Source organism: Leptothoe sp. EHU-05/26/07-4, from assembly GCF_043421015.1.
Classification (GTDB): domain Bacteria; phylum Cyanobacteriota; class Cyanobacteriia; order Phormidesmidales; family Phormidesmidaceae; genus Leptothoe; species Leptothoe turfae.
The window spans coordinates 93,627-107,020 of record NZ_JAXSQV010000004.1; the positions used below are offsets into that span (position 1 = coordinate 93,627).

The following is a 13,394-nucleotide window of genomic DNA, read 5'->3' on the forward strand; positions in this document are numbered from 1 at the left end:
TGATTAATTTTAGTTTTGAGCTGGAGGTTGTCAAATAAAACTAATGACTACTTACCCAGAGCATGGGGGCATCATCCCGGAGGCTATCTTAAACAGGCGTATCAGTTTCAGCCGCCAGCTGTTCTAATTTAGCCTGTTGGTCTTGGGTGATGCAGGACTGCACCATGATTTCAATGTCTCCTTCTAACGCGGGGGATAGGCTAAAGTTTTGTCCCAGACGGTGGTCCGTGACTCGGTTATCCTTATAGTTATAGGTGCGAATTTTCTCTGAGCGTGAGCCGGTCCCTACCTGAGAGCGTCGCATATCAGTGACTTCTGCTTGTTGCTCTTGGAGCATCATTTCGTAAAGCTTAGCCCGCAAAATTTGCATAGCGCGCTCTCGGTTTTGTAGCTGCGATCGCTCTTCCGTACAGAAAATTCGAATACCTGTAGGTTTATGGAATAAGTCTACGGCTGTTTCTACCTTGTTGACATTCTGACCACCTGCACCACCAGAACGTGCTGTGGTCAGTTCAATATCTTTGGAATCAATTTTAACTTCCACATCGTCCACTTCTGGCATCACTGCCACGGTTGCTGTCGATGTGTGCACTCGACCGCTAGTTTCTGTGGCAGGCACCCGTTGCACGCGATGGACGCCTGCTTCAAACTTGAGTTTGCTGTAAACTTGGTCGCCTGTAATTTCTAGAATGGCTTCTTTGCAGCCACCCATATCAGCGACCGACTGACTAACTGTCTGTACCTTCCAACCCTGCCCCTCAGAATAGCGGGAGTACATCCGCAACAAATCCCCTGCCCAAATGCCAGCCTCATCGCCACCAGCACCTGCTCGGATCTCCAACATAATATTTTTATCGTCATTGGGATCGCGTGGTAACAGAAGAATTTTGAGGCGGTTTTCTAGGTCACCAATGGTTGCCTGAAGTTCCTTGACTTCCATGGCTGCCATTTCTCGAAGTTCCTCGTCCCCTGCGGACTCTTTCAGAACTTCTTGAGCGCCCTCGCAGTCTGACTGAGCTTTTTTCCAGTCGTTATAGGTGGTGATAGTTTCCTCTAATGACGCCCGCGCCTTGGCAATTTTTTGGAACTCAGTCGGATCTTTTGCCACATCCGGGTCGGCAAGGCGGCGGGTGAGTTCTTCAAAAGTTTGGTCAACCGACTTTAATTTGTCGAGTAGATATTGCTCAGCCATGGGATTTGCTCAATGATTTCAGCGGATTCGGGCTAGAAGAAATGTCAAATAAAAAATATCCGAAGGATACAATAATCCTTCGGATTCAAGATGACGTTATGAGCAGCTAGCCTTCTGAGCTATCAGCTGTTTTGGCCTTATCGTCGGCCATGCCGTACTTACGTAAGAAGCGCTCTACACGACCCTCAGTGTCAATGATTTTCTGCGTTCCTGTGTAAAAGGGATGGTTGCCAGACCATACATCAACGTGAAGCTCGGGCTTAGTAGAGCCCACAGTCATAATTAACTTGCCGTCGCAGTAAACCTTAGCGTCAGGATACCACTCGGGATGAATATCAGCTTTTGGCATTGTTCTAATCCGGTAGTGAGATGATCTAAAAAATAGATAGAATCCAAACTTAACGCTTGGAGAACTGGGAGGCTTTACGGGCTTTCTTCAAACCGTACTTCTTACGCTCCTTACAACGGGGATCACGGGTTAGATAACCTTCAATCTTTAAAGGACCACGGTTTGCAGGGTCTAGTTCACACAGAGCTCGAGCTACACCGAGCTTGATGGCATCAGCTTGACCAGTCAATCCACCACCACGAACATTAACTAAAATATCGTAGTCACCTTCCAGGCCTAGAGTCTCTAGCGGAGCTTTGGTTGCTGACAAGTAGGCAGAGTTGTTCTGAAGATGATCTTCACCGGGTTTACCGTTGACAAAAAGCTTGCCTTCTCCTGGAACTAAGCGTACGCGGGCGACAGATGCCTTGCGACGGCCAGTACCCCAATAAACAACGCGATCGGACTGTCCTTCTGACATGGAATTATGCTCTCCTGTAAATACTGCTAAATACTATGAGGTCGACTCCTAAAGGCTGATTGTTTCAGGCTGTTGAGCAGCGTGGGGATGCTCAGGACCTGCATAGACTTTCAGATTGGTAAACAGCTTACGTCCGAGAGCATTCTTAGGCAGCATTCCTTTAACAGCCTTTTCAATAATGCGCTCAGGAATCCGGTTCTGTAGTTGGTCAAATGTTTCAACCTTCATTCCACCAGGACGACCAGAGTGACGGCGGTAGAGTTTTTGCTGACGCTTGTTACCGGTAACGTTAACCTTCTCAGCATTAATTACGATAACAAAGTCACCCGTATCCATATTGGGGGTGAAGGTGGGTTTATTTTTACCACGCAAGATATTGGCAATTTCTGTTGCTAGACGACCAAGGCGCTTGTCAGCCGCATCGACAACGTACCACTTCTTGTCAATTTCTTGGACAGGGGGAATGTAGGTCTTAAACATGCTTAGGCTCTGATATCAACGAACTGGATGAAAGGCTGCTTCTTTTTCTAAGAGTGTTGAGTAACATCTCAACGATTGCCCACAGCAATCTAAACAGCCAAATTCTTGGTGGTGGAATGCAGCGTTAGCTGTGGTTGAGTATCAAACCAAGCATCCGGTGCAAAGGGGAAATGTTGGTAACCGACTCGCAACAGACAAAGTCCTCGAGCCGGTGCGGCATGCTTAACCAAGTCACGACGCCCTGACTGCCATAGTTCAGTAAAAGCAGCAGGGGTTAAGCGGCGGCGTCCCACACTCACTAGCAAGCCCATCACCAGGCGCACCATGCCGTACAGAAAACCGGCAGCTTGCAGCTCAACCTGAACAAACGGTCCACAGCGGGAACATTCAGCCGCCTGCAACTCAACCCACGAATGGGCACGACTAGATCCCGCGCGATGAAACGCAGTTAGCTCATGATAACCCACCATGGGGGTTAATGCCGACTGCATTAGCTGATCGTCCAGCGGCTCATGGTAAAAATGCCATGCGTAGGGACGAACAAAGAGATTGGGATAGGCATCGGTGTAGATGGTGTATCGATACCGTCGCCATTTGGCCGAATATTGGGCATGCCAATCATCGGGAACCTGAGCCGCAGCGCGAATCACGATGTCTTCACTTAATCGATGATTAAGTATAGATGCCCAACGGTAGGCTGGGATGATTTTAGGAGCATCAAAGTGGGCTACTTGGGCTGCCGCATGTACCCCCGTATCAGTACGCCCTGCGCCATGAATGGTGACGTGATAACCCAGTAATGACGCGATCGCTGCCTCAATCTCCGCTTGTACCGTACGTTTTTCCGGCTGACGTTGCCATCCATAAAAATGGGTGCCCTGATATTGAATAACAATGGCTACCCGTTGGTTACCTTGGTTGGCTTTAGGGACAGCTTCGAGCTGCTTAGCGGGCGTACGATTAGCCATCAATGGGAACTAGGTGAGCTCAATAATGGCCATCACTGAATTGTCACCTCGGCGGCTAATTGTGCGCACGATGCGAGTATAGCCACCCTGACGCTCAGCATATCGAGAGGGGGCTTGTTCAAACAAAGAATGAACAAGGTCTTTGTCGTACATGTACCCCATGGCTCGACGGCGAGCCGCCAGGGAACCTTCCTTGGCTAGGGTGATCATACGCTCGGCTTCGGAACGGACGGCTTTGGCTCGAGTGAGTGTGGTTTTGATCCGACCGTGACGAATGAGTTCAGTAGTTAGCGATCGCAACAAAGCACGACGCTGATCTGCAGGTTTGCCCAGATGGGGCGTACGACAACGATGGCGCATAGGGTCTCCTCTGTTAGCAAATAGACAAGAAAAAACCGAAGCCTTGGGCTTCGGAGAGATTGGCCTGAAAACACTCAAGGCCAAGGCGTTAGGCCTAAGATTGTTTAGCCGGTTTTTCGATAGGTAGGGTAATTCCCAATCGATGTTGTAGTGAATCAATCACCTCTTCCGCTGACTTCTGACCAAAGTTCTTAATCTCAAGGAGATCTTCTTGGCTGTAGTCCAGCAAATCAGACACAGAATTAATCTGCGCTCGCTTCAAACAGTTATAGGCACGTACAGACAGCTGTAATTCTTCAATTGGAATCTGATAAGTGGTGTCTTCCTCTTTGACGTCTTCATCCCGCTTGGGCTCAAGGGTAACATCCTTGAGTGGGTTAAACAGGTCTATCAGAATATCCGCTGCCTGGCTCATTGCCTGCTGAGGCGTCAGACTACCATTCGTACTAACTTCCATCAGTAAGCGATCTTTAGGCTGATCGGCACCAACGATTGTCTCTTCAACTGAATAATTGACCTTTCTTACTGGCATAAAGACAGCGTCAATTTGCATGAAGTCTAGGGCTGTTGCTTCATCGCGATTGTTGCTGACAGCACGGTAACCATGACCATTTTCTACCCGAAACTCCATTTCAAGTGTGTGACCCTGCGCAACTGAGGCCACGTAATGATCTGGGTTAATAAGCTCAACTTCAGCAGGCAACTCAAAATGCGCTGCCGTTACAGTTGCAGGACCTTGTACAGCTAGGCGGCCAATCTGAGGTTGGTTTGTGTAGGTCTTAACAACAACTTCCTTGAGGTTCAGAATGATATCAAGCACATCCTCACGTACCCCTGGAATTGTTGCAAACTCATGATTTGCCCCTGCCATGCGCACCGCTGTGATAGCAGCACCCTCAATATTTGAGAGTAAAACCCGTCTGAGTGCGTTACCAACTGTGATCCCTTGACTACGCTCAAGAGGTTCGAGTACAAAACGACTAAATTGGCTCTGATCGTCTTCGACGATTGATTCTACACATTCAATTTTAAACTGTCCCACTACAGTGACCTCCCTTAGATAGCTATTGCCTGGTGGCTAACTTTTTAGCTGATAGGTTAAAAAAAATTAGACGCGGCGGCGCTTGGGTGGGCGGCAGCCGTTGTGGGGAATAGGCGTCACATCACGAATTAAAGTGATTTCTAACCCAGCCCCTTGAAGAGCACGAATGGCCGTTTCACGACCAGCACCAGGGCCACTAACCATGACTTCAACCTGACGCATTCCTTGGTCCATAGCTCGACGGGCAGCACTGTCGGCTGCTGTTTGAGCTGCAAAGGGAGTTCCTTTCTTGGCACCTTTAAAGCCGCTGGAACCAGCTGATGCCCATGAAACTGCATCACCTTTGGTATCTGTAATAGTCACAATGGTGTTGTTAAATGTTGATTGAATGTGGACAACACCGTTGGGGACATTCTTCCGGGGTTTGCGTCCACCCGCGCGCTTGACGCCTTTAGCCATAGTTCCTGTATTCCGAAAACGTTAACTCTTTAAAAACCTGTGTAGTCGCCGACTAGTGACCCACCTGATTGCCAATTCCTTGCCAAAATGCCTTTCCTGTTGTAGCACGCATGTCTAAATCGGCAACCCTTGGAATGTAAAGATCACCTACAGATTGCGTCGTCAGGTTTTATTTCTTACCAGGCTTCTTCTTGCCAGCAATAGCCAAGCGCTTACCACGACGTGTGCGCGCATTAGTGCGAGTCCGCTGACCACGCACGGGCAGTCCTGACCGATGGCGACGTCCTCTGTAGCAGCCAATATCCATTAGCCGCTTGATGTTCATACTTTCCCAACGTCTCAAATCACCTTCGATTTGATAGTCGTTTTCAACCACTTCCCGTAGTTTTGCTACATCGCTATCGGCCAAATCCTTAACGCGAATATCGGCGTTGACCCCAGTTTTTTCCAGGATCTCTTTGGACCGACTCAGGCCGATACCGTAGATGTAAGTTAAACCAATCTCAATGCGCTTATCCCTTGGTAGGTCAACGCCTGCAATACGTGCCACCGTGCTTTCTCCCTAGTTTGCTGCCGTGCGGTTACGTTGGCACTGACATGTCAGTTGGCAACCGCTCAGTTGAATGTGAAATAAATCGTTAAACTCGTTACAGTGGCTAACCCTGGCGTTGCTTATGCTTGGGGTTAGAACAAATAACCATCACTCGACCGCGCCGACGGATCACCCGGCACTTGTCGCACATCTTCTTGACGGATGCCCGTACTTTCATGCTGAAAATGTAAAAAACTTGCCTACAGAAGTGTGATTCTAGCAAATAGCTTAACAAGCGGTCAATTAATTTTTGTTATGGACAGTTGATGTGTCTTGAGCTCGCTTGCTACTCGATATAGCCATTAGTAGATGTAAATTGCCATGGGAATACCCAAAAAAGCCTCGCCGGATTCCGGCGAGGCTTTTTTGGGTATTTGTGACTGTTAATTATTAGCTAAGCCGATTCTCGACGCAGTGCAGCTTCGACTTGCTTAAACTCTTGTTCTAACCGAGCCTTCAGCTTTGCGGGAATAGGGCGATTGGGATAGGAACTATAGTGGCCTGCCAGCGCATTCACTGCTGTTTGCATGGTGGCAAAGGAACTTAGACTAGCTGCATTTGCAGATCGACGATAGCGAGCTGAGAATGCATTGATCTGTTGTCTGGCTTGGGAGCGAACCTCAGGGAGGTTTGGAGCATCTGCGGGTAGCTCAATGGCGGTTCTGAGGGTTTCTACAACTGCCATGGTGTCTTGGCGATAGTTACCGCTGAGTCCGTCAGCTCCCATGCCGTCACCACCGCAGCCAGTGAGACCTAGGATGGCCACTAGGGTAAATGCAAACAAACGAGACAAAATACGTTTCATAAACTTATTCCCAATTACAGATGGCTCCAATTGTGTGCCTGGCCATTGGGCCTGTGGTGATTATCTTATCTGAATGGGGTACTCAGGAGAACGTTTAGGTGTATGGCACCCATAGGTATGGCGATATTTAGGCGGGAAAAATACGTAGCCGACGGTTGGGTTCATCCCCAAAACTCAAGGACTTAAGTCGATAGTGCTCGGCTAATTCGTGTTGCATTTTTCGGATTTTTGCGGAGCGGGGTAATAATTCGACGGGTTGTCCTTTAGGAATCACAATTTGCTCAACTGCTAGCCTTGCTTCTTCAAGGGCTTCGAGTTCATCATCTTCGCCTTGGCGAGTAAAGAGAGAAAGATCAATAGCTGCTGATTGATCTCTAGGGTCAATATCTAGAAGACGTTGCAGGGCCCGTGTGATCTGTGGAATGGTATTGGATTTGACGGTGTAAATAGGAAGTTGACGCGATTTTGCAATGGTTTTGAGTTTAGAGTGGTTTCGCACATGCGATCGCAATGCCAACACTGCTTGAGCCACCCCAAGCTCCTTGGTAATTGATACCGGAAGTTTCAGCGTATCAATGACATGATGTAGCTGTTCACGGCTAATGCCATAGGGATAAAGCGGCACCAAATCTTCCCCATTAGGCCCCACTGGTGTGGACAGCTCCAAACTACTTGTATCCAGTTGCCGATCCAACAAGGCTTGAAACTCATCAGTAGCATTAGGTACGGGCAGTGGCGTCGGTGCCTTGGTGCCATGCTGGCGAGCTCGTTGTGCAACGGGTTCCATTTGGCCAGCCTCGCGCCAACCTCGCTGAGTCCGTCGAGTGGTGCGCCTTTGACTAACAATATCCGGTAGTTCATGGGTAATGGAGACTTTGCCGTTTTCTCCCACCGTCCGAACCTGGGTTTCCGACATGCGCCCGCGCAATAGATGATCAACCGTAGCTGCTACATCCTCATGGACAACCCACCGTTGTCGCTCCAGCATTTCAATGGCCATGTCAAATGTGGGTGGAGCTTTGCGTTCCAAAACACTTTTTTGGCTACCCCGACGACGAGCTTCATCATCTCCTAGGGTGACCGTTTGAATACCGCCAATGAGGTCAGCCAGAGTTGGATTTTTGATCAGGTTTTCTAGTTGGTTACCATGGGCGGTACCCACTAGCTGTACCCCTCTTTCTGCAATAGTTCGGGCTGCTAGTGCTTCGAGCTCAGTACCGATTTCATCAATGATAATGACTTCGGGGGTATGGTTTTCAACGGCCTCGATCATGACTTGGTGCTGTTGTTCCGGTCGAGCTACTTGCATACGGCGGGCTCGACCGATGGCAGGGTGAGGTATGTCTCCATCACCAGCAATTTCGTTGGACGTGTCTATAATGACGACGCGTTTATCAAGGTCATCTGCTAAGACGCGAGCAATTTCGCGTAGAGCAGTAGTTTTGCCCACACCTGGTCTGCCCAGCAGTAAAATTGACTGGCCTGCTTCAACCAGGTCACGAATCATTTCGACCGTACCAAAAACAGCTCGACCCACTCGACAGGTCAGGCCAATAATGGTTCCAGCTCGGTTCCGCATAGCACTAATGCGGTGTAGCGTTTTCTCAATTCCAGCGCGATTATCACCCCCAAACGTCCCAACCCGTTCAATACAGTGCTGTAAATCTTCCTTGGAAATAACCTGCTCTGAAAGATAGTCTGCCTTGCCTGGAAATCTAGCTTCGGGTCGTCTACCTAAATCTAGGATGACCTCAATTAGCTGAGAACGCTGAGGGTGATTACTCAGGGGAGCCCGCAGGCCTTCAGGCAGGATACTTAAAAGCTGATCCAGGTCGTCATGAATTGGAGCACTGCTTTTAGAAAGTGCAGCAGTCGATTCAGGCGTAGATTGATATTCGTCTGAACGAGCCATAGATTCGGGAAACTAAAAAGGAATATTTAAAAATAGGTAGAATCGAGCCAGGTTTTCAGCCATAGGAGTCAAACTGGCTTGCCTGACTACAGCTACCTCCTATGGGGGAACCGTCGCAGCTGAGCTTGGTTTTGGATAGTTCTCTTGTTTTAAGAAGTGTGAAATACTGGTGGCGTTCCGGATATCAGGCTTAATCTGACTTACCAAGCCCAGCGCTAAGTTAACCTGCTGCCATAGCTGCTCTGGCTCATCTTCGAGATGGCCATCTCCCAGGTTCAATAATCGACGGGCGTAGCTACCATAGGCAATCCCGTGAATCCCTATGGTGTTGGAGTTAGTCTCTCCAAGAGACTGTAGGCGAGGCTTGAGCAAATTTAGCGATCGCAACTTAGCCACCGTATAGTCGTTGGTTCCGCCTGCTAGTTGAACATAGCCAGGTAAACGAGCGTTTAAGACCTTTTCAGCTAGCCGAACCGTCGCAAGGGTTGTTCCCCTACCAATATCGCCGCTCATGGGTCGTCCGTCCGTCTGCCACAGCAATTGGTTGGGCTTAGGATCCATTAACTGATAGAGCTCAGTTAGATAGTCAACAATGGTGATGCCGTAAGCCTCGCTGTCGGGGCAACTGACGGCCACCAACTTCAGCTGCGGAATATAAGAAGCAATTTGCTGCCATAGGCGCTGAAATTCAATCTGTCGACCAATTTGAGTGTGGATTTCAATTGCATCGATGAAGGGAATCAGTGTGGGTACGAGCTCACCTGCGGCTACAGTAAATGCGTTCTCTTTCAGCAAACCATAGGGACAGACCGGCAAACAACGGCCACAGCCATAACAGCGTTCAGCAATTACCCCCAACCCTGACAGCCCAGGTTTGTCTGAAAGTAACGAGATCGCATCAGCTGGGCATACTCGCTCGCAAGGACGGGGGCAATTGACAGGGCATTTTCGGCCATCAAACCACGCTTTGCGGAAGTGAGGATCTTGACCATCATTAAAACTCACCATCAACCACGGACGTCTGCCAGAGCCAGTTGGTGTCACAAACTGTGATGCAGTTATTCCATCAGTGGCAGCCTGTACCACTGCCAGATCAGCTGCTACATCAACGCAATCTGCCCCTGCAAGGCTATACACCAGGGACAAATTACGGACTTTTGAGACATCTTGATAACTAGCGCCACAAATAAGCTTGAACCATTGTCCAAGTCTCAGGGAATCTAGCGGATTTAGGGGAATAGTCACCCACCTATACTATCGCTTAGCAAAATACTCTGCAGTCAAATTAGAACAAATGTTCTTTTTTGGCCAGTTTCTGGTTGGCCAATGGTCGACCTATGCAGATTTAACAGCGTCCTTAAGCGGAAACCACTTAAATGAGCGGTCACCACCTAGTTCAACAACCACTTTGATGCGGGAGTCGGATTCACATAGGGTTGTTAAGAATGCCAATTCTTGGCTAGATAAAATATGTCCCTCAATTAACCAGAGCAAAATACCCTTCATGCCTTTAGCCATACGCTCTAGGCGATAATCCAACACGGCTGGCACAAAATAGCGATCTCCGACAGCGGCTTGCCCCATACTTTTCTTACCTAAATGGGGAGGGCGGACACCGTGTACATCACCTAAGTAAGCTGATAAATCCCCCAGCCCACGGGCCGTCATGTGTAAACTTTCATAACCTGATGCCCGCATGCGTCGCTGATAGCGGCCTTCGAAGCCACCCTCCAACGGTACCTGCACTGCCAGTGCACCGTTGCTCTCTAAATCCCGAACAAATCGATTGCCGAATACAAGTAATCCCATAACTTATGCAAACAGTGCCTAAATGGTGGTTGCTCTACTACATATATTAGGCCGGTTAAACGTCACCTTTGATAAAAACACGGCAGGTTCTTTGCATTCAAAGCTTTATCAAATTAGGATTTCAAATTTAATTTGATAAAATAATGGACAAGTATCTCAAATGTCTGTATTATTATAAACCGCTGCCAAGCTAGATACTAAGTGGTGCTGCTGCTTAAGTCTAAGGCGCAACTTTAACGGCTCAAAGGGTTGTGTCTCAATACATCAAAGGTATTGAGGTTGTTTGTATGCCCTGGCTAATGTTCAAAATATTCAATCAAATACGGTTGAATTTCTGGAGAGCGGGTAAGTGCTCTTTGCATTTGTCTGTCTTTCCGGGTAATTGCCCCCGCTGTGAAAAAACAAGGGGCTCAAAGTGCTGGCTGTGAATCACCACAGTTTAGCTGAAATGTTTAGGGAGATTGATTGTGTCTGTCGGTATTCTCGGGACAAAACTGGGAATGACTCAGGTGTTTGATGACGCTGGTAACGCAGTACCGGTAACTGTCATTCAAGCAGGCCCCTGTGTCGTTACTCAGGTTAAAACGCAGCAAACCGATGGCTACTGCGCCGTGCAGATTGGCTATCAGGAAGTAGCGGAGAAGGCATTGACTAAGCCTGAATTAGGTCATCTCAAAAAGGCAGGAGCTCCTAGTCTGCGTCATCTGCGTGAGTATCGTGTTGATGACAGCTCGTCATTTGAGTTGGGTCAAACTGTTGCAGCGGATATTTTTGAAGCTGGTCAACTAGTAGATATCTCTGGTAAGAGCATTGGTAAAGGGTTTGCAGGTAACCAAAAGCGTCACAACTTTAGTCGTGGTCCAATGAGTCACGGCTCCAAGAATCATCGCCTACCTGGTTCTATCGGACCTGGTACAACACCTGGCCGAGTCTACCCTGGTAAGAAAATGGCCGGTCAATTAGGTAATGTGCAAGTTACTGTGCGCAAGCTTGCGGTCGTAAAGGTAGATAGTGAGCGTAGTGTTCTGCTGGTTAAAGGTGCTGTTCCTGGTAAGCCAGGCGCACTATTGAACATCGCCCCTGCAAATATTGTCGGCAAGAAATAAGGGGGCTAAGAACTTATCATGGTTGATTGCGTAATAAAAGACTGGCAAGGGGCTGATGCAGGTACTGCCACCCTTGATCTAAGCGTTGCCAAGGAAGACAACGCTGCTCATATAGTGCATCGCGCCATTGTGCGTCAGATGCATAATTCTCGCCAAGGCACGTTGTCTTCAAAGACGCGTTCCGAGGTGCGTGGAGGTGGCCGTAAGCCGTGGCGTCAAAAAGGTACCGGTCGAGCTCGTGCTGGTTCTAACCGTTCTCCATTGTGGCGTGGAGGTGGGGTTATCTTTGGTCCCAAACCTCGTGACTTCGATGTCAAGATGAATCGCAAGGAGCGTCGTTTAGCCCTGCGTACAGCATTCCAAAGTCGAGTGGATGACATGGTCGTTGTTGAAAACTTTGCTGATCAACTCTCAGCTCCTAAGACGAAAGAAGTGCTTTCAGCTCTGGAACGTTGGGGAGTTGATGTTGAGCAGAAAGTTTTGATGATCACAGCTGAGAAAAATGAAGTGGTCTATCGCTCTGTGCGTAATGTGGCCAACATCAAATTGATTTTGGCTACTAATCTCAATGCTTACGACATCGTTCTAGCTGACAAGCTAGTGGTGACAGCAAAAGCTCTCGAGAAAATTCAGGAGGTGTACAGTGCCTAAGGCAATTGACCCCCGAGATCTGCCCGACATTGTTCGGAAGCCAATTATTAGTGAAAAAGCGACCCTCAATCTGGAAAATAATCAGTACACCTTTGAGGTTGCTCCAAAAGCTACAAAAACTGAAATTAAGGCAGCGATTGAAGCATTGTTTGATGTCAAAGTGACTGGCATTAGTACTATGAATCCGCCTCGTAAGAAGAAGCGCCTTGGTCGTTTTATAGGCTATAAGCCTACCTATAAGCGAGCAGTTGTGACTCTCGCTGAGGGTGATAGCATTCCTCTTTTCCCAGATGTCTAGTACCGGCTTTAGCACTACTCAATTAGTTTGTAGATAAAAACATGGGAATTCGTACTTATCGGCCTCTGACTCCAGGTACTCGTGAGCGCAGTGTTTCTGACTTTTCAGAAATCACTCGGAGTAAGCCGGAAAAGAAATTAACGCGCTCTATTCATCGTGCCAAGGGAAGAAACAACCGTGGTGTGATTACTTGCCGTCATCGTGGTGGTGGTCACAAGCGTCTCTATCGCGTGATTGATTTTAAGCGCGATAAGCGAGAGGTAACGGCTGAGGTTCTTTCGGTTGAATATGATCCCAACAGAAATGCGCGCATCTCTCTGGTTCAGTATGAAGATGGCGAGAAGCGCTACATTTTGCATCCCGTGGGATTAAAAGTGGGGGCTACTATTGTCGCTGGGACTGATGCTCCCCTTGAGGTGGGTAATGCTTTGCCACTATATAAGATGCCTCTTGGCACGTCGGTTCATAATGTTGAACTGTATCCAGGACGTGGTGGTCAAATTGTTCGTGCAGCTGGTGCTTCTGCTCAAGTAATGGCTAAGGAAGGGGGATATGTCACCCTCAAGTTGCCTTCGAGTGAAGTCCGTATGGTTCGTCGTGAATGTTACGCCACAATCGGTCAAGTAGGTAACGTAGAGTCTCGTAACGTAACTTTAGGTAAAGCTGGTCGTAAGCGTTGGTTGGGGCGTCGACCAGAGGTTCGAGGCAGTGTTATGAACCCTGTGGATCACCCCCATGGTGGTGGTGAAGGTCGTGCTCCCATTGGGCGTAGCGGTCCTGTGACTCCCTGGGGTAAACCAGCACTTGGCTATAAGACCCGCGATAAGAAGAAGGCTAGTACCTCGCTAATTGTTCGTCGTCGTCGTCGTTCCTCTAAGCGTGGCCGCGGTGGTCGAGACGCATAAATGTTT

At 48.5% G+C, this 13,394-nt stretch carries 18 protein-coding genes; 4 read left to right on the forward strand and 14 right to left on the reverse strand.

Features of this window, described 5'->3' with window-relative positions; all coding sequences use genetic code 11:
* Positions 1–88 precede the first annotated feature (88 nt).
* The 14 genes from prfA to ndhN form a co-directional block, all read right to left on the reverse strand.
* Positions 89–1,192 carry a peptide chain release factor 1 gene (gene prfA, locus U2F10_RS13420; protein ID WP_163661980.1) on the reverse strand — a complete coding sequence of 368 codons (1,104 nt, stop codon included), beginning with the start codon at positions 1,190–1,192 and terminating at the stop codon, positions 89–91.
* Between the two features lie 106 nt (positions 1,193–1,298).
* The gene (gene rpmE / locus U2F10_RS13425; RefSeq protein WP_006515928.1) at positions 1,299–1,541 is read right to left on the reverse strand and encodes a 50S ribosomal protein L31; all 243 of its coding nucleotides are present in this window, start codon (positions 1,539–1,541) and stop codon (positions 1,299–1,301) included.
* Positions 1,542–1,590: 49 nt separating this feature from the next.
* A complete protein-coding gene (gene rpsI / locus U2F10_RS13430) occupies positions 1,591–2,001 on the reverse strand; it encodes a 30S ribosomal protein S9 (RefSeq protein ID WP_006515927.1) in 411 nt (136 codons plus the stop codon).
* A 48-nt stretch (positions 2,002–2,049) separates the two neighbouring features.
* A complete protein-coding gene (rplM, locus tag U2F10_RS13435; protein ID WP_163661979.1) occupies positions 2,050–2,481 on the reverse strand; it encodes a 50S ribosomal protein L13 in 432 nt (143 codons plus the stop codon).
* Between the two features lie 89 nt (positions 2,482–2,570).
* Positions 2,571–3,449 (reverse strand): tRNA pseudouridine(38-40) synthase TruA, encoded by an 879-nt coding sequence (truA, locus tag U2F10_RS13440; RefSeq protein ID WP_499061290.1) that lies wholly within the window; start codon positions 3,447–3,449, stop codon positions 2,571–2,573.
* A 9-nt stretch (positions 3,450–3,458) separates the two neighbouring features.
* On the reverse strand, positions 3,459–3,809 hold the full coding sequence (gene rplQ / locus U2F10_RS13445) for a 50S ribosomal protein L17 (protein WP_006515924.1): 351 nt from the start codon (positions 3,807–3,809) through the stop codon (positions 3,459–3,461).
* 94 nt (positions 3,810–3,903) lie between these two features.
* Complete coding sequence (locus U2F10_RS13450; RefSeq protein WP_006515923.1) at positions 3,904–4,851, reverse strand: DNA-directed RNA polymerase subunit alpha; 948 nt, start codon at positions 4,849–4,851, stop codon at positions 3,904–3,906.
* 66 nt (positions 4,852–4,917) lie between these two features.
* Positions 4,918–5,310 carry a 30S ribosomal protein S11 gene (rpsK, locus tag U2F10_RS13455; RefSeq protein ID WP_163661973.1) on the reverse strand — a complete coding sequence of 131 codons (393 nt, stop codon included), beginning with the start codon at positions 5,308–5,310 and terminating at the stop codon, positions 4,918–4,920.
* A 169-nt stretch (positions 5,311–5,479) separates the two neighbouring features.
* Positions 5,480–5,860, reverse strand: a complete 381-nt coding sequence (gene rpsM, locus U2F10_RS13460; protein WP_163661971.1) for a 30S ribosomal protein S13 — start codon at positions 5,858–5,860, stop codon at positions 5,480–5,482.
* Between the two features lie 106 nt (positions 5,861–5,966).
* Positions 5,967–6,080: a 50S ribosomal protein L36 gene (rpmJ, locus tag U2F10_RS13465; protein WP_006515920.1), complete on the reverse strand. Its 114-nt coding sequence runs from the start codon at positions 6,078–6,080 to the stop codon at positions 5,967–5,969.
* A 216-nt stretch (positions 6,081–6,296) separates the two neighbouring features.
* Positions 6,297–6,707, reverse strand: a complete 411-nt coding sequence (psb27, locus tag U2F10_RS13470) for a photosystem II protein Psb27 (protein ID WP_163661969.1) — start codon at positions 6,705–6,707, stop codon at positions 6,297–6,299.
* Between the two features lie 127 nt (positions 6,708–6,834).
* The gene (locus U2F10_RS13475) at positions 6,835–8,619 is read right to left on the reverse strand and encodes a R3H domain-containing nucleic acid-binding protein (protein ID WP_499872424.1); all 1,785 of its coding nucleotides are present in this window, start codon (positions 8,617–8,619) and stop codon (positions 6,835–6,837) included.
* A gap of 99 nt (positions 8,620–8,718) precedes the next feature.
* The gene (gene ldpA, locus U2F10_RS13480) at positions 8,719–9,864 is read right to left on the reverse strand and encodes a circadian clock protein LdpA (protein WP_163703010.1); all 1,146 of its coding nucleotides are present in this window, start codon (positions 9,862–9,864) and stop codon (positions 8,719–8,721) included.
* A 90-nt stretch (positions 9,865–9,954) separates the two neighbouring features.
* Positions 9,955–10,428 (reverse strand): NAD(P)H-quinone oxidoreductase subunit N, encoded by a 474-nt coding sequence (gene ndhN, locus U2F10_RS13485; RefSeq protein WP_163661966.1) that lies wholly within the window; start codon positions 10,426–10,428, stop codon positions 9,955–9,957.
* A gap of 467 nt (positions 10,429–10,895) precedes the next feature.
* Between ndhN and rplC the strand changes: the two genes are divergently transcribed.
* Genes rplC through rplB form a run of 4 tightly spaced genes read left to right on the forward strand, consistent with a single transcriptional unit; the run spans position 10,896 to position 13,388 of the window.
* On the forward strand, positions 10,896–11,534 hold the full coding sequence (gene rplC / locus U2F10_RS13490; protein ID WP_490795605.1) for a 50S ribosomal protein L3: 639 nt from the start codon (positions 10,896–10,898) through the stop codon (positions 11,532–11,534).
* A gap of 18 nt (positions 11,535–11,552) precedes the next feature.
* Positions 11,553–12,185 carry a 50S ribosomal protein L4 gene (gene rplD, locus U2F10_RS13495; RefSeq protein ID WP_499872427.1) on the forward strand — a complete coding sequence of 211 codons (633 nt, stop codon included), beginning with the start codon at positions 11,553–11,555 and terminating at the stop codon, positions 12,183–12,185.
* Positions 12,178–12,483 (forward strand): 50S ribosomal protein L23, encoded by a 306-nt coding sequence (locus tag U2F10_RS13500; RefSeq protein WP_163661960.1) that lies wholly within the window; start codon positions 12,178–12,180, stop codon positions 12,481–12,483. Before rplD ends, U2F10_RS13500 begins: the two co-directional genes overlap by 8 nt.
* Before the next feature lie 41 nt (positions 12,484–12,524).
* Positions 12,525–13,388 (forward strand): 50S ribosomal protein L2, encoded by an 864-nt coding sequence (gene rplB / locus U2F10_RS13505; protein ID WP_163661958.1) that lies wholly within the window; start codon positions 12,525–12,527, stop codon positions 13,386–13,388.
* Positions 13,389–13,394: the final 6 nt, after the last annotated feature.